This is a genomic window from Bradyrhizobium sp. INPA03-11B (assembly GCF_040446015.1).
GTDB classification, from domain to species: Bacteria; Pseudomonadota; Alphaproteobacteria; order Rhizobiales; family Xanthobacteraceae; genus Bradyrhizobium; species Bradyrhizobium macuxiense_A.
Map to the genome: position 1 here is coordinate 35,934 of NZ_JASGSR010000049.1, position 19,842 is coordinate 55,775.

The 19,842-nt window shown below is 63.9% G+C and carries 24 protein-coding genes; 20 read left to right on the forward strand and 4 right to left on the reverse strand.

Features of this window, described 5'->3' with window-relative positions:
• Window positions 1-2: 2 nt before the first annotated feature.
• Window positions 3-725 carry a phosphatase PAP2 family protein gene (locus QMZ05_RS21175; protein ID WP_353702497.1) on the reverse strand — a complete coding sequence of 241 codons (723 nt, stop codon included), beginning with the start codon at window positions 723-725 and terminating at the stop codon, window positions 3-5.
• 70 nt (window positions 726-795) lie between these two features.
• Here QMZ05_RS21175 and QMZ05_RS21180 point away from each other — a divergent pair, with 70 nt between their 5' ends.
• From QMZ05_RS21180 to QMZ05_RS21195, 4 genes are all read left to right on the forward strand, one after another.
• Window positions 796-1,128 (forward strand): hypothetical protein, encoded by a 333-nt coding sequence (locus QMZ05_RS21180; protein WP_353702498.1) that lies wholly within the window; start codon window positions 796-798, stop codon window positions 1,126-1,128.
• 251 nt (window positions 1,129-1,379) lie between these two features.
• Window positions 1,380-1,886: a pilus assembly protein N-terminal domain-containing protein gene (locus QMZ05_RS21185; RefSeq protein ID WP_083632777.1), complete on the forward strand. Its 507-nt coding sequence runs from the start codon at window positions 1,380-1,382 to the stop codon at window positions 1,884-1,886.
• A 171-nt stretch (window positions 1,887-2,057) separates the two neighbouring features.
• Window positions 2,058-2,612, forward strand: coding sequence for a TadE/TadG family type IV pilus assembly protein (locus QMZ05_RS21190; RefSeq protein ID WP_353702499.1), 555 nt, complete (start codon window positions 2,058-2,060; stop codon window positions 2,610-2,612).
• On the forward strand, window positions 2,603-3,250 hold the full coding sequence (locus QMZ05_RS21195; RefSeq protein ID WP_353702500.1) for a TadE/TadG family type IV pilus assembly protein: 648 nt from the start codon (window positions 2,603-2,605) through the stop codon (window positions 3,248-3,250). Before QMZ05_RS21190 ends, QMZ05_RS21195 begins: the two co-directional genes overlap by 10 nt.
• Before the next feature lie 186 nt (window positions 3,251-3,436).
• Here QMZ05_RS21195 and QMZ05_RS21200 read toward each other — a convergent pair whose 3' ends face one another.
• The 3 genes from QMZ05_RS21200 to QMZ05_RS21210 form a co-directional block, all read right to left on the reverse strand.
• Window positions 3,437-3,649: a cold-shock protein gene (locus tag QMZ05_RS21200; protein WP_016842648.1), complete on the reverse strand. Its 213-nt coding sequence runs from the start codon at window positions 3,647-3,649 to the stop codon at window positions 3,437-3,439.
• A gap of 269 nt (window positions 3,650-3,918) precedes the next feature.
• On the reverse strand, window positions 3,919-4,212 hold the full coding sequence (gene infA / locus QMZ05_RS21205) for a translation initiation factor IF-1 (RefSeq protein ID WP_016842649.1): 294 nt from the start codon (window positions 4,210-4,212) through the stop codon (window positions 3,919-3,921).
• Between the two features lie 24 nt (window positions 4,213-4,236).
• Window positions 4,237-5,655: a DEAD/DEAH box helicase gene (locus QMZ05_RS21210; protein WP_353702501.1), complete on the reverse strand. Its 1,419-nt coding sequence runs from the start codon at window positions 5,653-5,655 to the stop codon at window positions 4,237-4,239.
• A 532-nt stretch (window positions 5,656-6,187) separates the two neighbouring features.
• Between QMZ05_RS21210 and urtA the strand changes: the two genes are divergently transcribed.
• The 16 genes from urtA (at window position 6,188) to ureG (ending at window position 19,646) form a co-directional block, all read left to right on the forward strand.
• Complete coding sequence (gene urtA, locus QMZ05_RS21215; RefSeq protein WP_146989050.1) at window positions 6,188-7,516, forward strand: urea ABC transporter substrate-binding protein; 1,329 nt, start codon at window positions 6,188-6,190, stop codon at window positions 7,514-7,516.
• Between the two features lie 99 nt (window positions 7,517-7,615).
• Window positions 7,616-9,226, forward strand: a complete 1,611-nt coding sequence (gene urtB / locus QMZ05_RS21220) for an urea ABC transporter permease subunit UrtB (RefSeq protein WP_353702502.1) — start codon at window positions 7,616-7,618, stop codon at window positions 9,224-9,226.
• The gene (gene urtC, locus QMZ05_RS21225; protein ID WP_353702503.1) at window positions 9,223-10,392 is read left to right on the forward strand and encodes an urea ABC transporter permease subunit UrtC; all 1,170 of its coding nucleotides are present in this window, start codon (window positions 9,223-9,225) and stop codon (window positions 10,390-10,392) included. Before urtB ends, urtC begins: the two co-directional genes overlap by 4 nt.
• Before the next feature lie 4 nt (window positions 10,393-10,396).
• Window positions 10,397-11,158 carry an urea ABC transporter ATP-binding protein UrtD gene (gene urtD, locus QMZ05_RS21230; protein ID WP_146989055.1) on the forward strand — a complete coding sequence of 254 codons (762 nt, stop codon included), beginning with the start codon at window positions 10,397-10,399 and terminating at the stop codon, window positions 11,156-11,158.
• A 2-nt stretch (window positions 11,159-11,160) separates the two neighbouring features.
• Window positions 11,161-11,856, forward strand: coding sequence for an urea ABC transporter ATP-binding subunit UrtE (urtE, locus tag QMZ05_RS21235; RefSeq protein WP_279707770.1), 696 nt, complete (start codon window positions 11,161-11,163; stop codon window positions 11,854-11,856).
• Between the two features lie 51 nt (window positions 11,857-11,907).
• The gene (locus tag QMZ05_RS21240; protein WP_353702504.1) at window positions 11,908-12,744 is read left to right on the forward strand and encodes an urease accessory protein UreD; all 837 of its coding nucleotides are present in this window, start codon (window positions 11,908-11,910) and stop codon (window positions 12,742-12,744) included.
• 29 nt (window positions 12,745-12,773) lie between these two features.
• Window positions 12,774-13,076, forward strand: a complete 303-nt coding sequence (locus QMZ05_RS21245) for an urease subunit gamma (protein ID WP_353702505.1) — start codon at window positions 12,774-12,776, stop codon at window positions 13,074-13,076.
• A gap of 9 nt (window positions 13,077-13,085) precedes the next feature.
• Complete coding sequence (locus tag QMZ05_RS21250; RefSeq protein ID WP_353702506.1) at window positions 13,086-13,391, forward strand: urease subunit beta; 306 nt, start codon at window positions 13,086-13,088, stop codon at window positions 13,389-13,391.
• 164 nt (window positions 13,392-13,555) lie between these two features.
• Window positions 13,556-14,029, forward strand: a complete 474-nt coding sequence (locus tag QMZ05_RS21255) for an endonuclease domain-containing protein (RefSeq protein ID WP_353702507.1) — start codon at window positions 13,556-13,558, stop codon at window positions 14,027-14,029.
• 377 nt (window positions 14,030-14,406) lie between these two features.
• Complete coding sequence (locus QMZ05_RS21260; protein WP_353702508.1) at window positions 14,407-14,946, forward strand: HD domain-containing protein; 540 nt, start codon at window positions 14,407-14,409, stop codon at window positions 14,944-14,946.
• A gap of 36 nt (window positions 14,947-14,982) precedes the next feature.
• Window positions 14,983-16,698: an urease subunit alpha gene (ureC, locus tag QMZ05_RS21265; protein ID WP_353702509.1), complete on the forward strand. Its 1,716-nt coding sequence runs from the start codon at window positions 14,983-14,985 to the stop codon at window positions 16,696-16,698.
• 112 nt (window positions 16,699-16,810) lie between these two features.
• Window positions 16,811-17,110, forward strand: coding sequence for a putative quinol monooxygenase (locus QMZ05_RS21270; RefSeq protein ID WP_353702510.1), 300 nt, complete (start codon window positions 16,811-16,813; stop codon window positions 17,108-17,110).
• A gap of 25 nt (window positions 17,111-17,135) precedes the next feature.
• Window positions 17,136-17,435 carry a putative quinol monooxygenase gene (locus tag QMZ05_RS21275; RefSeq protein WP_021076828.1) on the forward strand — a complete coding sequence of 100 codons (300 nt, stop codon included), beginning with the start codon at window positions 17,136-17,138 and terminating at the stop codon, window positions 17,433-17,435.
• A 7-nt stretch (window positions 17,436-17,442) separates the two neighbouring features.
• The gene (gene ureE / locus QMZ05_RS21280) at window positions 17,443-18,090 is read left to right on the forward strand and encodes an urease accessory protein UreE (RefSeq protein WP_353702511.1); all 648 of its coding nucleotides are present in this window, start codon (window positions 17,443-17,445) and stop codon (window positions 18,088-18,090) included.
• A complete protein-coding gene (locus QMZ05_RS21285) occupies window positions 18,071-18,808 on the forward strand; it encodes an urease accessory protein UreF (RefSeq protein ID WP_353702514.1) in 738 nt (245 codons plus the stop codon). The genes ureE and QMZ05_RS21285 overlap by 20 nt, the downstream gene beginning before the upstream one ends.
• 181 nt (window positions 18,809-18,989) lie before the next feature.
• On the forward strand, window positions 18,990-19,646 hold the full coding sequence (gene ureG / locus QMZ05_RS21290; RefSeq protein ID WP_353702512.1) for an urease accessory protein UreG: 657 nt from the start codon (window positions 18,990-18,992) through the stop codon (window positions 19,644-19,646).
• Window positions 19,647-19,842 lie beyond the last annotated feature (196 nt).

Genomic DNA, 19,842 nt, shown 5'->3' on the forward strand with positions numbered 1-19,842 from the left:
GCTTAAGTCCTGCTGAAGGACGGCCTGGCAGAGCGACGAGCGATGAGGATGGCGGCAATGGTCAGGCCGCCGCCGGCCAGGACGTCGGCGAGGTGATGACCTCCCACGGGCATCGTCGCGACGATCATCGTTGCGTTCACGATGAACACTGGAACGACGAGCCAGCGTGTATCGCGCGCAGCATAGATCGTCATGACGCCGAGCATGGTGTGAAACGAGGGAAAGCTGACGATGCCGTCGACCCTTGCCATGTCGACGACCGACAGCGATCCGTCGCGCAACATCGCGAAGGTCCGCCCGAACGTCCACATGTCGCCGAGCGCCGCAAAGTGCTCATAGCTGTGCGGGGCGGGGCGGAAATAGGCGAACGCACCTGCGGCGAGGATCAGCCACATGCCGATGCACAGCGCGACCGCGCTCAAGCTGAGGACGGCGATGAACTCCGCGAGCCGGTCGCCACGCCGTTGCAGGATCAGCCACCCAAGGACCACTTGCGACAGCAGGCCGGTGCTTTGGTAGGCCGTCGTCAGCAGCGTCGCGACGAACGAATGCGAGTTTGTCGCGGCCAGGAAGGTCGGCCAGTCGAACCCCAGCAGATGATCGACGCCTGCCAGAACGTCGTCTCTGAGCGGCAGCTTCGATGCCGCGATCAGGTAGCTGAGCGTGCTGCCCACGGTCAGCAGCGCGCTGATCGGCAGCAGCGCGCGCCAGAACAGTTCGGTCATGAACAGGCCCCGCCGCAACAGGACGGCTGGACGTCGCTGGTCGGCGCCAAGCCGATTGGAGGCAATGGCGATGAATGCGGCCGCGATCGCGCAATATGCCATGCCTTGCAGGATCGTGATCCAGTTCGACGATGCGAACGAAAGCCCTGAATTTGGCAGCCAGACCACGTCGGCAAGGATGCATGCGACGATGCAGGACCACGCGATCGCCATGTGGCGCTGCGCCGCGTCGCCGAAGTCGCTGAACATGAGCCAGCGCGCCGCAGCTTCACGAATCCGAGCGGGGTCGACAATCAGGCCGCGGGCGCCTGAACCGGCGGCGCGCTTTTCGATTCGTGATATCGACGACACGTGGTGCGCCCTGTGGTTGTGGCTGGCGCAGAAACTGCTTGGAGACTCTTAAGATTGGGATAACCCCGGAAGGTGCGATTCGATCACGCGCCGCCGCTGCTACAGGATGACGGCATCGACGACCGGGCATTCCCGGGCGATGTCGCGGACATCAGGCTTGCCGGCTCGGGAAGTCGTGACATCCGCGCAATTCGGCGGTCGATTTTTGCTCTTCTTAAATGAATTGCCGTCAGATTTGCCTGCGTCGGGCGCCGGTCCGCTGCGTATCGCCTTTGCCGGCTTGTGAACGTCCCGGGGTAGAGTATGTCGTTTCAGTCCCAACGCATTCGCGCCGTCGCGCGCATTGGATTCATCTCGCTGGCCGCAGCCATGTTGCTGGGGCCCGCGCTCGCAACCGCTGCGCCGGATCCGGATCGGATTGCGGTCAATGTCGATCAGGCCAAGCTCGTCAAGCTGCCCGGCGGCATCGCCACGATCGTGGTCGGCAATCCCCTGATTGCCGACGTCACCCTGCAAAATGGCGGGGTCGTCGTCGTGACCGGCAAGGGCTATGGCGCGACCAATTTCATCGCACTCGACCGCACCGGCCAGGTGCTGGTGGATCGCCAGATCCAGGTCGAAGGTCCGACCGACCAGCTCGTCACCGTCTACCGCGGCATCGATCGCGAGACCTATAGCTGCATGCCGGTCTGTCAGCGCCGCATCACCCTCGGCGATGGCGACACCTATTTCAGGGCGACCATGGAACAGGCCGGTACGCTCAACAATCAGGCCACCGGCTCGGGCGGAGCCGCGAAGCCGCAGAACTGACGCGTGTCCGCTCCGGCGCCTCACACGCCGGAGTCTTGGCCGATCGCAGGCCGTTCACCCGGTATGGTTAATGAAGATCTAACGGATCGGGTCGCTCTGTCTCGATCCGGCGAAATACTTCGACAATGACTCTTGGGTAGTTGTTGCCGCCATGTTGATCCGGGGTCGTTGATGCCGCTGACCGCTTTCGCCCGCCTCCTGCGTCGCTTTCGCCGAGACCGCCGCGGTGTAACCGTGGTGGAATTCGCGATGGTCGCGCCACTGTTCTTCGGGTTGCTGTTTGCGATCATCGAAGTGGCAATGATCTTCTTCGCCAGCCAGGTGCTCGAGACGGTGACGCAGGATTCGTCGCGTTTCATCATGACCGGCCAGGCTCAGGGCTTGAGCTATACCCAAGCGCAGTTCAAGGCCTATGTCTGTGGCCGGATGACGACGCTGTCGCTGTTCGACTGCAACAACGGCATCTACGTCGACGTTCGCAGCTATCCGTCTGCAACCGGCTTCAGCAGCGTCAACATCACGCCGATCACCGATCCGACCCAGGTGAAATGGTGTCCCGGCAAGGACGGCGACGTCGTGGTGGTTCGCCTGTTCTATCAATGGCAGCTGTTCGTCACCCAGCTCGGCTTCAATGCCTCGAACCTCCCCAATGGCAAGCGGCTCCTGATCGCGACCGCGACGTTCAAGAACGAGCCGTCCGGAACCGCCGGGACCACATGCTCATGAGCAAGGTCGTGAAAAACTTGCCCGCGGCCTTGCTGCGCTCGGTTGCTGCTCTCGCGCGTGACCGCCGGGGCCTCGCCGCCGTCGAGTTTGCCTTCATCATGCCGCTGATGCTGGTGATGTTCTTCGGCACCGTGGAGTTCTCATCGGGCGTTGCGGTCGACCGCAAGGTCACGTTGATGGCGCGCGCCGCTTCGGATCTCACCTCGCAGGCGACGCAGGTGGTGGATGCCGACCTGCAGAACTTCTTCAGCGCCAGCGTCGGCATCATGACGCCCTACGATGCGTCGCCGACCAAGGTCACGCTGTCGGAAATCTACGTCGATAACTCGAACATCGCGCACATCCAGTGGAGCAAGTCCGGGACGATCGCCTCGGGCGCGACGCAGGCCACGGTGACGGCCTCGAGCCGCAGTCAGGGTGACATTGTGACAAGCGTCGTTCCGCCGGCGCTGTTGGTTGCGGGCACCTATCTGATCTTCAGCGAGGTGAGCTACAAATACGTTCCGGCGGTCGGCTATGTCATGGCCAAGGCTGGCCTTACTCTCAGCGACGTTGCTTTCACGCGGCCGCGGCAGTCGATTTGCGTGTTCTATGCCCCGACCGCCGCCACCATGCCGACGACCTGCTCGACATACTAAAGCACGCATCTTCTCGCGCAGACGCTTCGCGTCTGTCGCAGCGAAAACCGGTTCGCACTGCTCCGGATCACGCTCCAGGTCACGGTGGCAAGACAGCGATACAGACAAAAAGGGCCGCACCCGAAGGTGCGGCCCTTGATGCTTTAACGACAATTTCCTGGAGCTTCGCGCTCCCGGGAAATCGGCTTATCCAGCGGCGCGCAGATTGTCGGCCGAGGATTTGCCGGAACGGCGGTCAGCAACGATCTCGTAGGAGATCTTCTGGCCTTCACGCAGAGTGCCAAGGCCGGCGCGCTCGACTGCACTGATGTGCACGAACACGTCGTTCCCGCCTTCATCCGGCTGGATGAAGCCGTAGCCCTTGGTCGCGTTAAACCACTTCACGGTTCCCATGCTCACGTGGGTAGTCCCTTCTCAGATATACAAGTTCAAGACCCGCTGATCGGCGGGGTGGTGAGATCGAATTTTTGGAAGGGTCGTCAGCGTCTGAACCGGCTGTACCGGTATTGGCTAATGTCGTCCGGCCGAAAATCGATGGGTAGGATATTATTCGATAGAAGGCTTCAAAACAATCCTGACGTGCGCGCTTTTTTTGGCCGGCGCAGCCGCCGGCCAATTGTTGCGCAGGACACCAGGACGTCATGCGCGCAACGGTTGCAATCCGCCTGCTATCGGCGGCGGAACTGGCCGCCGCGCTGCGCTCCGCCCCGCGGTGGGCCGCCGGGCGCGCCGCTCGGACGCTCGTCCTTGTGCCGGAAAATCAGGCGGCCTTTTTCGAGGTCGTAGGGCGACATTTCGATCGTGACGCGGTCGCCGGCCAGCGTCTTGATGCGGTTTTTCTTCATCTTACCGGCGGTGTAGGCGACGATCTCGTGTCCGGCGTCGAGTTGGACCCGGTAACGAGCGTCGGGGAGGATTTCGGTCACCAGTCCTTCGAACTGGATCAGCTCTTCCTTAGCCATATGGTTCTCCAGATCGAGCGACGGCTAGTGCTTCGGTCGGTTGTTGCGGTTGTGTTGCGGATTCGGCCGGCTCTCGCGATGCAAGAAGGCGACGCCCTGAATGCCTTCGCTGTTGCCGGCCTGCGACGGACGCGGCGACTCGCCCCGGTTCGTCTGCGGCGCGCCATTATTACCACCCCGACGGCGGCGGCGGCGAGGGCCTTTTGTGCCTGGAGCGGCCTCATTCCCACGGACATTATGCGCGCGGGGCGCAGAGCGGCCGCCCCGATGCGGGTGGGTGGTCTGCGCCGGCGCCGTGGCCTCGCGGCTACCCTGTGTGCGGCGGTCTTCCCGCGGCACGGTAATCCGGATCAGCCGCTCGATATCGCGCAAATAGCCCATCTCCTCGGCGCCGGCGATCAGCGAGATCGCGACCCCGTCGGCACCGGCGCGCGCGGTGCGGCCGATGCGGTGGACATAGGTTTCCGGGATATTGGGCAGGTCGAAATTCACGACGTGGCTGACGCCGTCGACGTCGATGCCGCGGGCGGCGATATCGGTCGCCACCAGGGTGCGGATCTCGCCGGAGCGGAACGCCGCCAGCGTGCGCTCGCGGTGGTTCTGCGACTTGTTGCCGTGGATCGCATTGGCCTCGATGCCGGCCTTGGCAAGGCTCTTCACCACCTTGTCGGCGCCGTGCTTGGTGCGGGTGAAGACCAGGGCGCGGTTGACCGGCTCCTGCTTCAGGAGCTGGGCCAGAACCGCCGGCTTGGCCGCGAAATCGACCTGGATCGCGCGCTGGGCGATGCGATCCACCGTCGAGGCCACCGGCGTCACCGCCACGCGGGCCGGGTCGCGCAGCATCGCCTCGGCGAGCTCGGCGATGTCCTTGGGCATGGTGGCCGAGAAAAACAGCGTCTGGCGCCGGATCGGCAGCTTGGCAACGATTTTGCGGATGTCATTGATGAAGCCCATGTCGAGCATGCGGTCGGCTTCATCGAGCACCAGGAACTCGACCTGGTTGAGCTTCAGCCCGTTGCTCTGCACGAGATCGAGCAGGCGGCCGGGGGTGGCGACCAGCACTTCGACGCCCTGCATCAGGGAACGGACCTGGCGGCCCATCGGCACGCCGCCGATGGCGAGCGTCGAGGACAGCCGGATGTGGCGGCCATAGGTGTTGAAGCTGTCGAGGATCTGCCCGGACAGTTCGCGGGTCGGCGAGAGCACCAGCACCCGGCAGCTCTTGGGCTGCGGGCGGACGCGGTTCTCCAGCAGCCGGTGCAGGATCGGCAGCGCGAAGGACGCGGTCTTGCCGGTTCCGGTCTGGGCGATGCCGACGACGTCACGGCCGGCAAGTGCGAGCGGGATGGTCTGGGCCTGGATGGGGGTCGGCGTGAGATAGTTTTCTTCTCGAAGCGCGCGGGCGATGGGATCGGCGAGGCCGAAATCCTGAAAGGAGGTCAAAAGGTGGTTCTTTCCATAAAAGCCGTCGTCGTCCCGGCCAATATCGGCCGGAAGCGTGTGAAGGCATTCGGGGACACCCGCGTGTCTGGGGCGTCAAGCTGGGTTAGCTGAAAGGCGAGCCAGAAGCCGCTTGGGGCAGCTTGAACACGCAGCTCGCAAAGGCACCGCGACTCTCGCGGGCATGGCGACGATATGGACCAGGAACTGGGCGGTTTCAAGATGATATCGCCGGGATTGGGCCCCGGAATGCGCCGAACCATCGCGCAATCTGTCACAAATCGGTGCCGGAAATTTAGCCAGAAAGGCGATTTTGCCTATAAAATAACCTGATTGCTCTTTCGGCAGTCAAATCAGCGGCTCAATGTTTGAGCAGTCATTCCCCGTATTTGCCCGGAACTCGTGGAATTATCCAGCTGGTTCATCGACTTACGGTGCCCACGCACCGTGGCACAGTTCTTGCGATTCCCTTAACCGCAGGCGGCCAGGCGGCCGTTCGCAAGCGTTCACGCCTGCGTCAGGGAGACGACATTTCATGCTTACTCAGCTTACTCACGGAATAGCGACGATGACCCGCCGCCGCGCACTCGCGGCGACGGCCGGCCTGGTTTTGGGCCTGGCTGCGTCCTCGCCCTTCGCGCCCGCGCAAGCGGCCGACGACACCATCAAGGTTGGCATTCTGCACTCGCTGTCGGGCACCATGGCCATCAGCGAAACCACGCTGAAGGACACGATCCTTTTCCTGATCGACGAGCAGAACAAGAAGGGTGGCGTGCTCGGCAAGAAGCTCGAGCCCGTCGTGGTCGACCCCGCATCGAACTGGCCGCTGTTCGCCGAAAAGGCCCGCGAGCTGATCACCAAGGACAAGGTTGCAGTCGTGTTCGGCTGCTGGACCTCGGTGTCGCGCAAATCCGTGCTGCCGGTGTTCAAGGAGCTGAACAACATCCTGTTCTATCCGGTGCAGTATGAGGGCGAGGAGTCCGAGCGCAACGTGTTCTACACGGGCGCTGCGCCGAACCAGCAGGCGATCCCCGCCGTCGACTATCTGATGAAGGAAGAGAAGGTGAAGCGCTGGGTGCTGGCCGGCACCGACTACGTCTATCCGCGCACCACCAACAAGATCCTGGAAGCCTATCTGAAGTCGAAGGGCGTCGCCCAGGACGACATCATGATCAACTACACGCCGTTCGGTCACTCCGACTGGCAGACGATCGTCGCCGACATCAAGAAGTTCGGCTCGGCCGGCAAGAAGACCGCGGTGGTCTCGACCATCAACGGCGACGCCAACGTTCCGTTCTACAAGGAGCTCGGCAACCAGGGCATCAAGGCGACCGACATCCCTGTTGTCGCGTTCTCGGTCGGCGAAGAAGAGCTCGCCGGCATCGACACCAAGCCGCTGCTCGGCCATCTCGCCGCCTGGAACTACTTCGAGTCGATCAAGACTCCGGCGAACGAGAAGTTCATCAAGGAGTGGCAGGCCTACACCAAGAACCCGAAGCGCGTGACCAACGATCCGATGGAAGCGCACTACATCGGCTTCAACATGTGGGTGAAGGCAGTCGAGAAGGTGAAGTCGACCGATCCGGACAAGGTGATCGACGCTCTCCCGGGCATCGAAGCGCCGAACCTGACCGGCGGCACCTCGAAGATGCTGCCGAACCACCACATCACCAAGCCGGTGTTCATCGGCGAGATCAAGGGCAACGGCCAGTTCGACGTGGTCTGGAAGACCCCGGGCCTGGTGGCCGGCGACGCCTGGTCGAAGGAGCTCGAGGGCTCCAAGGACCTGATCGGCGATTGGGTCGGCAAGAAGTGCGGCAATTACAACACCAAGACCAACAAGTGCGGCGGCCAGGGCTCGTAATCGAGCGCTGCTGACCTAACGACACAACACAACCTTCCAACATTGGAGAAGGCGGCATCGATCGCCGCCTTCTCCTCCCACTCCTGCCGGGGTACTGACGTGTTCGCTAATTGTATCGATCGCTTTCGTGCGCTTTGTCTCTCGATCCTGCTGCTGAGCTGCCTTGCTGTGCCGGCGCTGGCTGGCCCGTTCGAGGATTCGGTCGCCAAATTCGCCAATGACGAGTTCTCCGACACCGAGGCTGCGATCGGCGAGGTCGCCGCATCGGGCAATGCGCTGGCGTCGCCGATCATCAGCGCGCTGCAGGACGGCCGGCTGTCGGCCGATCCCGACAGCAAGAAGGTCTTCATCACGCAGAGCGACGGCAAGATCGTCGACGCCACGACCGGCGCGGCCGTCGACAAGCTGCCCGACAACGCCGCGGCCGTCCGGCTCAACAACCGCCTGCGCCGCACCGTGGAGGCCGCGCTCGGTGGCTTGACGCTGCTGTCGCCGGATCCGGCCAAGCGGCTCGCCGCGGCGCAATCGGTGTTCAAGAGCCACGAAGAGAATTTGCTGCCGACGGTGGAGGGCGCGCTCGCCAAGGAGAGCGTCAAGTCGATCAAGCAGGCCTTCGCCGAGGCGCGCGCGGCCATCGTCCTGTTCAAGTCGGATGCGTCCGACAGCGACAAGCTCGACGCTGTCGCCGTGGTCAAGGCGCGCGGCGACCAGGAGGCGCTGGCGCTGCTCACCGGGCTTGGCGACCAGCCGCCGCTGGTTGCCAAGGCGGCCGCGAGCGCTGTCTCCTCGATCCAGAGCAATCTTGCGATGTGGTCGATGGTGCAGAACGCCTGGTACGGCCTGTCGCTCGGATCAGTGCTGCTGCTTGCGGCAATCGGACTTGCCATCACCTTTGGCGTGATGGGCGTCATCAACATGGCGCATGGCGAGATGGTGATGCTGGGTGCCTACACCACTTTCGTGGTGCAGGAGGTGATCCGCACCCGCTATCCCGCGCTGTTCGATTATTCGCTGCTGATCGCGGTGCCGCTCGCCTTCCTGGTCGCCGGCTTCATCGGCGTCCTGATCGAGCGCACCATCATCCGCTTCCTCTACGGCTGTCCGCTGGAGACGCTGCTCGCGACCTGGGGCCTGTCGCTGGTGTTGCAGCAGGCGGTGCGCACCGCGTTCGGCCCGACCAACCGCGAGGTCGGCAATCCCTCGTGGATGAGCGGCGCCTTCGAGCTTGGCCAGATCACCATCACCTATAACCGGCTCTGGATCCTCTGCTTCACGCTCGCGGTGTTCGCGATCCTGCTCGCGATGCTGCGCTACACCGCGCTCGGCCTCGAGATGCGGGCGGTGACGCAGAACCGCCGCATGGCGGCCTCGATGGGCATCGCCACCTCGCGCGTCGATGCGCTGACCTTCGGTCTCGGCTCGGGGATCGCCGGCATTGCCGGCGTGGCACTGTCGCAGATCGACAATGTCAGCCCGAATCTCGGCCAGAGCTACATCATCGACAGTTTCATGGTCGTGGTGTTCGGCGGCGTCGGCAATCTCTGGGGCACGCTGGTCGGCGCCTTCACGCTCGGCATCGCCAACAAGTTCCTCGAGCCGGTGGCGGGTGCGGTGCTCGGCAAGATCGCGATCCTGGTCTTGATCATCCTGTTCATCCAGAAACGGCCGCGCGGCCTGTTCGCGCTCAAGGGCCGGGCGGTGGAAGCATGACGCCGCACATCCTCACCCGTTCGCTCGACCGCGCCGCGACCGCGTTCGTGCTGATCGTCGCCGCGGTCGGCGTGCTGATCCCGCTGTCGAACCTGCTGCTGCCGCAGGGCTCGATGTTCCAGGTGCCGACCTATCTGGTGGCGCTGTGGGGCAAATATGTCTGCTACGCCATCCTCGCGCTCTCGATCGATCTGATCTGGGGCTATTGCGGCATCCTCTCGCTCGGTCACGGCGCGTTCTTCGCGCTCGGCGGCTACGCCATGGGCATGTATTTGATGCGGCAGATCGGCAGCCGCGGCGTCTACGGCAATCCGATCCTGCCCGACTTCATGGTGTTCCTGAACTGGGACAAGCTGCCCTGGTACTGGTACGGCTTCGACAAGTTCGCCTTCGCGGCGCTGATGGTGCTGCTGGTGCCGGGCCTGCTCGCCTTCTGCTTCGGCTGGCTCGCCTTTCGCTCGCGGGTCACCGGCGTCTATCTGTCGATCATCACCCAGGCGATGACCTATGCGCTGCTGCTCGGCTTCTTCCGCAACGATTTCGGCTTCGGCGGCAATAACGGCCTGACCGACTTCAAGGACATCCTCGGCTTCAATGTGCAGGCCGAGGGCACGCGCTGCGTGCTATTCCTGCTGAGCTGCCTTGCGCTCGTGATCGCCTTCCTGATCTGCCGCGCGGTGGTGACCTCGAAGCTCGGCAAGGTCTTGATCGCGGTGCGCGACGCCGAAAGCCGGACGCGCTTCCTCGGCTATCGTGTCGAATCCTACAAGCTGTTCGTGTTCACGCTGTCGGCCTGCATGGCCGGCGTTGCCGGCGCGCTCTATGTGCCGCAGGTCGGCATCATCAATCCGAGCGAGTTCGCACCGGGCAATTCGATCGAGGCAGTGATCTGGGTCGCGGTCGGTGGTCGCGGCACGCTGGTCGGTGCCGCGCTCGGCGCCGTCGTCGTCAACTACGCCAAGACGTTCTTCACCTCCGGCCCGCTCGCGCCGTACTGGCTGTTCATGCTGGGCGCGCTGTTCATCCTGGTCACGCTGCTGTTGCCCAAGGGCATCGTCGGCACTTTCAACAGCTGGTGGGAGACGTCAGAGGCAAGGAACGGCTCTCCCGACGCGGACAGCGCCGCGCGCGAAGACGGCGTCGGCGCACCGAACCCGGCGGAGTAGGCAGATGAACGTTATGGATACCCGCGCAACTTCGGCCATGCTCTATCTCGACGGCGTGCACGTCTCGTTCGATGGTTTTCACGCCATCAACAATTTGTCGCTGACGCTTGCGCCGGGCGAGATGCGCGCCATCATCGGCCCGAACGGAGCCGGCAAGACCACGATGATGGACATCATCACCGGCAAGACCAAGCCGGACGAGGGCACCGTGCTGTTCGACGGCACCGTCGACCTGACCCGGCTCGACGAGACCCGCATCGCCGAGCTCGGCATCGGCCGCAAGTTCCAGAAGCCGACGGTGTTCGAGAGCCAGACCGTGCAGGACAACCTCCTGCTCGCGCTCAATGTCGATCATTCCGTGCGCGGCACGCTGTTCTGGCGCGGCAGCAAGGCCGAGTCCGAACGCATCGACAAGGTGCTTGAAACCATCCGCCTGACCGACGCGCGCAACCGGCTTGCCGGCAGCCTGTCGCACGGCCAGAAGCAATGGCTCGAGATCGGCATGCTGCTGGCGCAGGATCCGAAGGTGCTGCTGGTCGATGAGCCCGTTGCCGGCATGACCGACGTCGAGACGCATCTGACCGCGGAGCTGCTGAAGGAGATCAACCGCAACCACACCATCATGGTGGTCGAGCATGACATGACTTTCGTGCGCGAGCTTGGCGTCAAGGTGACCTGCCTGCACGAGGGCTCGGTGCTCGCCGAAGGTTCGATCGACCAGGTGTCGTCGAACGAGCGGGTGGTCGAAGTGTATCTGGGGCGCTAGCGATGCTGAAGGTCGACAACATCAACCTCTATTACGGTGCGGCGCAGGCGTTGCGCGGCGTCTCGTTGACCGCCGAGCCGGGCAAGGTCACCTGCGTGCTCGGCCGCAACGGCGTCGGCAAGACCTCGCTGCTGCGCGCCATGGTCGGTCAGTATCCGATCGCGTCCGGCGCGATCAATTTCGACGGCAAGGACATCACCGCGCTGAAGCCGTATGAGCGGGCGCGGCGCGGCATCGGCTTCGTGCCGCAGGGCCGCGAGATATTTCCGCTGCTGACGGTGGAGGAAAACCTCAAGACCGGCTTCGGGCCGCTGAAGCGCGAAGACCGCAACATCCCCAATGATGTCTTTTCGCTCTTCCCGGTGCTGGAGACCATGCTCGGCCGCCGCGGCGGCGACCTGTCCGGCGGCCAGCAACAGCAGCTCGCGATCGGCCGCGCGCTGGTGATGCGGCCAAAGCTCCTGCTGCTCGACGAGCCGACCGAGGGCATCCAGCCCTCGATCATCAAGGATATCGGCCGCGCCATCTCCTATCTGCGCAATCTCGGCAACATCGCGATCGTGCTGGTCGAACAATATCTCGACTTTGCCTGCGAACTCGGCGACAGTTTTGCCGTGATGGACCGGGGCGCGGTGAAATATGCCTGCGACCGCGCAAGCCTCGATCCCGCCGAGATCAGCCGCCAGATGGCGCTGTGAACAGGATGTGACGCCGCCCTTCGCGGCGTACGTTAAGGGAGCGTCGGGGGAATGCGGAGCGGGATCGCAGGCGCGGCAGCGGCGACGTTTGCGGCCAACCGCGCCCAGGGCGCGGTGCGGTTTGGTGTGCATCTGAGGGATGGCGCCACCCGCCGCGGCGACCTGCATGAGTCGGGCTCGCTGCGCGTCCGCTTTCCGTCGCCGGAGGACGAGGGCCTTTCCGCGATGTTCGTCAACACCGCAGGAGGCATTGCCGGCGGTGACCGCTTCGACATTGCGATTACGGCCGGCGAGGGCGCTCGCCTCACGCTGACCACGGCAGCCGCGGAAAAGGTCTATCGTGCCCCGGGCGCTGCGGCGCGGCTCGACATCGCGCTGAAGATCGCGGACGGCGCGCATCTGTCCTGGCTGCCGCAGGAGACCATCCTGTTCGACCGCGCCCGCATCACCAGGAGCTTCGACATCGAACTTGCGGAGGGGGCCTCGCTATTGCTCTGCGAGATCGTGGTGTTCGGCCGCGCCGCGATGGGCGAGACGATGCGCCACGGCGAGTTCGTCGACCGCTGGCGGATGCGCCGTGGCGGCCGGCTGGTGTTCGCCGAGACCGTCAGGCTCGACGGCGAGATCGGCGAGAAGCTGGCACGGCGCGCGTGCGCGGGTGGCGGCGCTGCGATCGGCACCGCGCTGATCGTGCCGGGTGACGAGGCGCTGGTCGAGCGCATCCGCGCGGTGTCGGACAGCCTCAGTGGCGAAGTCGGCATCTCCGCCTGGAATGGCTTTGCAATGGCGCGCTTCTGTGCCCAAGATGCGGCCCGGCTGCGCGCCGACATGATAGCGATGCTCGGCCGCGCCTCCGCCGTGCCGCTGCCGCGGCTGTGGCTCAACTAGACCTTTCAAAGAACGATCAGAGTGCTCGCATGAATTTGTCTCCCCGCGAAAAGGATAAGCTGCTGATATCGATGGCGGCCATGGTGGCGCGCCGCCGGCTCGAGCGCGGCGTCAAGCTGAACCATCCCGAGGCGATCGCGCTGATCACCGATTTCATCGTCGAGGGCGCGCGCGACGGCCGCACCGTCGCCGATCTGATGCAGGCCGGCGCCAAGGTATTGACCCGTGATCAGGTGATGGCCGGCATCCCGGAGATGATCCACGACATCCAGGTCGAGGCGACCTTCCCCGACGGCACCAAGCTCGTCACCGTGCACGAGCCGATCCGATAGGAGCGCGACATGATCCCCGGCGAACTCTTCATCAAGGACGGCGAGATCGAGCTCAATGCCGGCCGCAAGACCGTGACGCTCTCGGTTGCCAATACCGGCGACCGTCCGATCCAGGTCGGCTCGCACTACCATTTCTTCGAAACCAACCCGGCGCTGAAATTCGACCGCAAGCAAGCCCGCGGCATGCGCCTCGACATCGCCGCCGGCACCGCCGTCCGCTTCGAGCCCGGCCAGACCCGCGACGTCCAGCTCGTCGCCCTCGCCGGCAAGCGCGTGATCCACGGCTTCCGCGCTGAGGTGAAGGGGAAGCTGTGAACTTGACCTGACGCGTTGAGAACTCTGGCAATGATCGACAGTGAAGTGAGCACCGTGGTCGGGCTCTCTCCCCCACGCAACCGGGGTGTACCCCGGTTGCGCATCGTATATTTGCGCAAGTCGGGCGAGCCCGACTTGCGTCGGGGGAGGGTGGGGAGAGGGGTATGCCGCATACTCAAGTGAGCGACATCCAGCGCGATCGCGCCAAGCAGCTCTGCCGCACGATGACGCGCGCGGAGACCTTGCTGTGGCGTCACCTGAAGGCCGATCGTCTCGCCGGTCTCAACTTTCGCCGGCAAGCGCCAATTGGCAATTACATCGCCGATTTTGTTGCGCACGGCCGCAAGCTCGTCGTCGAAGTTGACGGCGAGAGCCATGATTTTGAGGAACGCATCCGTCATGATGAGCGGCGGAATGCGTGGCTGAAGTCGCGCGGCTATCGCGTCCTTCGCTTCACCAACGATGATGTGCTGAAAAATCTGGAGGGCGTCGTTCTCAGCATCGCGGAAGCAGCGGAGCAAGCGGTACCCCTCTCCCTAACCCTCCCCCGCAAGGGGGGAGGGAACCCTTCCGCCGGTGCCTCCCTTACATCTGGTGCGTCCCTTACATCTGATGTCGATGGAGGGGAGACGCCGTGATGCAAGCTGGAGAAGTCGCAACGCGACGTGAGGTGGGCACACTGGTCAGGCTCCCTCCCCCCTTGCGGGGTAGGGCTATCGCATATGAAAGAAACCCGCGTGGAATCGATGGTTCTGCGACGGACAGTTCGAACGAGCATGCTCGCCATTCGCGGTTCGATTCCGATTTGTTCTCCATCCGATTCCAACACTTGCATGGGGCACATCAACGCGAGACCAATCCAACTATCGGAAGAGACTCGGGAATTTCCATATGCGATAGCCCTACCTTGCGGGGGAGGGTTGGGGAGAGGGGTAAGCCTCGAGCTCCGGCCGAGGACATCTTGCGATGCGCCACCAATCGCCGCGAGTTCGGATGCGAGGGAGCGTTGTAACCCATGCTTCCCGCAATCCGCCTCGTCTCCGAAGCCGCCGATCTCGCCGCGCGCCGTCACAACGGGATGGCACGCAAAGGACGGGGCAACGAGCCCTACATCAACCATCTCGCCGAGGTCGCGAGCCTGCTTGCGATCGCAACCGATGGTGCGGATGCCGAACTCGTTGCGGCCGGCTGGCTGCACGATACGATGGAGGACACCGACACCACACGCGAAGAGCTCGCGCAAAAGTTCAGCGCGCGCGTCGCCTCCCTCGTCATCGAATGCACCGATGACATGAGCCTGCCAAAGGCCGAGCGGCGGCGGCTGCAAGTCGTCGACGCGCCGAAGAAGTCGGCCGACGCCAAGCTGATCAAGATTGCCGACAAGATCAGCAATATCGGCGCGCGTATTCACTCTGATCCAACGACGGAGGAGCGCGACGACCTGGTCGACTACACCGATTGGGCCGAGCAAGTGGTCGCGGGCTGTCGTGGCGGCAATTCCTGGCTTGATACCAAGTTCGACGACGTGGTGCGAAGGGCGAGGCACTCGCTGTGACCGCCGGTCAACAATTCAAACGCAAACGGGGCTGACATGTCCGTGAAGATCAAGCGTTCCGTCTATGCCGACATGTTCGGCCCGACCATCGGCGACAGGGTGCGGCTCGCCGACACCGATCTGATCATCGAGGTCGAGAAGGATCTCACCACCTATGGCGAGGAAGTGAAGTTCGGCGGCGGCAAGGTGATCCGCGACGGCATGGGGCAGTCGCAGGTGACCAACGCGCAGGGCGCGGCCGATACCGTCATCACCAACGCGCTGATCGTCGATCACTGGGGCATCGTGAAGGCCGACGTCGCGATCAAGGACGGCATGATCGCCGCGATCGGCAAGGCGGGCAATCCGGACATCCAGCCCAACGTCACCATCATCATCGGACCCGGCACCGACGTGATCGCGGGCGAGGGCAAGATCCTCACCGCGGGCGGGTTCGACAGCCACATCCATTTCATCTGCCCACAGCAGATCGAGCACGCGCTGATGTCTGGCGTCACCTCGATGCTGGGCGGCGGCACCGGCCCGTCGCACGGCACCTTCGCCACCACCTGCACGCCCGGCCCGTGGCACATGGGGCGGATGATCCAGTCGTTCGACGCCTTCCCGGTCAATCTCGGCATCTCCGGCAAGGGCAATGCGTCGCGCCCCGCGGCGCTGGTCGAGATGATCAAGGGCGGTGCCTGCGCGCTGAAGCTGCACGAGGATTGGGGCACCACGCCGTCGGCGATCGACACCTGTCTTTCGGTGGCCGACGATTACGACGTCCAGGTGATGCTGCACTCGGACACGCTGAACGAATCCGGTTTCGTCGAGGACACGGTGAAGGCGTTCAAGGGGCGCACCATCCATGCCTTCCACACCGAAGGCGCCGGCGGCGGCCACGCGCCTGACATCATCAAGATCGCCGGCCTGAAGAACGTGCTGCCGTCCTCGACCAATCCGACCCGGCCGTTCACCCGCAACACCATCGACGAGCATCTGGACATGCTGATGGTGTGTCATCACCTCGATCCCTCGATCGCCGAAGATCTTGCGTTTGCCGAAAGCCGGATCCGCAAGGAGACCATCGCGGCCGAGGATATCCTGCACGATCTCGGCGCGCTCTCGATGATGTCGTCGGACTCGCAGGCAATGGGCCGGCTCGGCGAAGTTATCATCCGCACCTGGCAGACCGCCGACAAGATGAAGAAGCAGCGCGGCGCGCTGCCGCAGGACAAGGGCAACGACAACGACAATTTCCGCGTCAAGCGCTACATCGCCAAATACACCATCAATCCCGCGATCGCGCACGGCGTCTCGAAGCTGATCGGTTCGGTCGAGAAGGGCAAGCTCGCCGATCTCGTGCTGTGGTCGCCGGCCTTCTTCGGCGTCAAGCCGGACTGCATCATCAAGGGCGGCTCGATCGTGGCCGCGCCGATGGGCGATCCTAATGCCTCGATCCCGACGCCGCAGCCGGTACACTACCAGCCGATGTTCGCCGCCTTCGGCAAGTCGCTCACCGCGTCCTCGGTGGTGTTCACCTCGAAGGCTGCGGTCACCGGCGGCCTCGCACGCAAGCTCGGCATCAACAAAAAGCTCTACGCGGTGCAGAATACCCGCGGAAAGATCTCCAAGAAGAGCATGATCCACAACGATGCGACGCCCGAGATCGAGGTCGATCCGGAGACCTATGAGGTACGTGCAGACGGCGAGCTTCTGACCTGCGCGCCGGCCGAGGTACTGCCCATGGCACAGCGCTATTTTATGTTCTAAAACCGCTCCCGGTAGCCAGAGCGTTTTCGAACGAAGCCGATTTCCGGCTTGCGGAAAGAAAACGCGCCCACAACAGGGCTCGAGACAAAAGAGAAAACCGGGAGGGATTTCCGTGATTTACGTCGTTGCTACGCTGACCATCAAGCCCGAGACCCGCGCCGAATTCATCGCTGCGGCGACGGCCTGCATCAAGGAAACCCGCAAGGAGCCCGGCAACATCGCCTACGATCTGCATGAGAGCGTCACCGACCACAGCAAGATGGTGTTCGTCGAGCAGTGGGAGAACGTCGAGGCAACGGTGCCGCATCGCACTGCCGAGCACATGAAGACGTTCGGCCGGGTCGCCGTGAAGTGCATGGCCGCGCCGCCGAAGATCGAGGTGATCACGCCCGAGAAGGTCGACGTCCGCTAATAAAAACAAGAATGGGAGAAACAGCATGATCTATGTCATCGCCACCACGCCGATGAAGCCGGAGAACAAGGACGACTTCATCAGGGGGCACAAGGCGTGCATCGCCGAGACCCACAAGGAGAAGGGCTGCCTCTCCTATGAGGGCCATGTCAGCGTCAACGATCCGAATCTCTATGTGGTGGTCGAGCGCTGGGAAACCCGCGACGACCTGACCGCGCACAGCAAGGCGCCGCACATGAAGGTGTGGCGCGAATATTCCGCCGACATGAAGACCGGGCCGACGGTGATCGAGATCATCAGCGACGCCAAGGTTCAGAAGCTCTGAGGCATCGATGATCCGCGCAACCAAGGTCCTGGGACAGCATCGCTTCAAGGAAGCGGCAGCCGACACCGTCGTGCTCGATTTCGACGACCGGCACCGGCGGCGGATGGCCATGACCGGGACGCGCGGGCTCGAATTCCTGCTCGATCTCGAAAACGCCATCGCGCTGCGCGGTGGTGATGCCTTGGTGCTGGAGGACGGCCGCCTCGTCGAGGTGGTCGCAGCTCCCGAGCCGCTCGCGGAAATCCGCGGCAGCGATCCGCATCACCTGATCCGGGTCGCCTGGCATCTCGGCAACCGCCATCTGCCGACGCAGATCATGCCGAAGGGCCTGCGCATCCGCAGGGACCACGTGATCGAGGCGATGGTGAAGGGCTTGGGTGCCCGTGTCATCGAGATCGAAGCGCCGTTCGATCCTGAGGGCGGCGCCTATGCCGAGCATGCGCATGCCGACGCGCACGCGCATGCTCACACCGGGCACGATCATGCGCATAGCCATGCGCACGATCATGGTCATCGTCATGACGATGGGCATCACCACGATGATGGACATCACCATGATCACGGGCATGACCACGATCATCACCATCATCATGATGAGCATTGCGAGCACGCCCATCATCACCACGACCACTCCCATGCTCATGACCACAAATGAGCCCGATCCCGCCGCGCTGCGCGGCGGGATGGCGGAGGACGAGGCGGCCGCGCTGTACCGGCTGATGACGTGGCTGTCGCCGTCCTTTCCGGTGGGAGCGTTCGCCTATTCCAGCGGCATCGAATGGGCGGTCGAGGCCGGCGACATCACCGATGCCGCGACGCTGCGGGACTGGCTCGCCGCGATGCTGACCGACGGCAGCGGATTTTGCGACGCCGTGTTTCTTGCGCAGAGTTATCGCGCGGCGTCGGAGCCCGGCCACGCCGGGCTGAAGGAGACCGCCGAGCTTGCCGCCGCCTTCGTGCCGTCGCGCGAACGGCAGCTCGAGACCACGACCCAGGGACGCGCCTTCATCGAGATCGCCCGGGCGGCCTGGAATTCGCCAGGCCTCGACGCAATTGTCGTCGCTTGCGACGGCCCCATCGTGTATCCGGTCGCGGTCGGCATCGTCAGCGCAGCGCATGGCATCCGGCTGGCGCCATCGCTGCACGCCTTCCTGCATGCCGTGCTCTCCAACTGGATTTCTGCGGGCGCCCGGCTGATCCCGCTCGGGCAGACCGACAGCCAGCGCGTGCTGGCCGATCTCGAGCCGGTTGTCGCCGCGACCGCCGCGCGGGCCAATGCAGCCGCGCTCGACGATCTCGGCAGCGCGACCTTCAGGGCCGATCTCGCAAGCCTGCGTCACGAAACGCAGTATACGAGGCTGTTCCGGTCATGATGCGCTATACCATCCACGCGTCGTCCCCGCGAAAGCGGGGACCCATAACCACAGGCCTTTGTTGTTATGCATGGCTGTGGCCCCAGCGCGTCGCAACAATTGAGTTCGGTGGCTATGGGTCCCGGCTCCCGTGCGCAATTGCGCACTAGGCCGGGACGACGATAACGGAGAGAGCACTCACATGCCCACTTCTCACGGCCCACTCCGCGTCGGTGTCGGCGGTCCGGTCGGCTCCGGCAAGACCGCGCTGATGGATCTGCTCTGCAAGTCGATGCGCGAGCGCTACGACATCGCGGCGATCACCAACGACATCTACACCAAATGGGACGCCGAGTTTCTGGTGCGCTCCGGCTCGTTGACGCCGGACCGCATCGCTGGCGTCGAGACCGGTGGCTGCCCGCACACCGCGATCCGCGAGGACGCCTCGATGAACCTCGCTGCGGTCGCCGACATGCGCGCGAAATTCCCCGACCTCGATCTGGTCCTGATCGAGTCCGGCGGCGACAATCTGGCGGCGACCTTCTCGCCGGAATTGGCCGACCTCACGATCTACGTCATCGACGTCGCCGCCGGCGACAAGATCCCCTCCAAGGGCGGCCCGGGCATCACGCGATCCGACCTCCTGGTGATCAACAAGATCGACCTCGCGCCCCATGTCGGTGCGTCGCTTGAGAAGATGGACACCGACGCCAGGCGGATGCGCGGCGAGCGGCCCTTTGTGATGACCAATCTGAAGAAGAGCGAGGGCCTCGACCGCATCATCAGCTTCATCGAGACCAAGGGCGGCCTTCGGTCGGAGGGCGGAGGCAAGGCCGGCCAAGGCGAGGTAGCGCGTTAATCATTGTGGCGAACGGCCGGACTGTTCTTTCCAGCTGAGCAAGCGGCACCCCTCTCCCCGGCCCTCCCCCGCAAAGGGGGGAGGGAGCCCTGCCGCCAGTGCTTCCCTCACGCTCGATCATCGGTGTGCGGAGTTGCGTCGTGCATTACGAAGTAAGGTGAGCACGATGGTCAGGCTCCCTCCCCCCTTGCGGGGG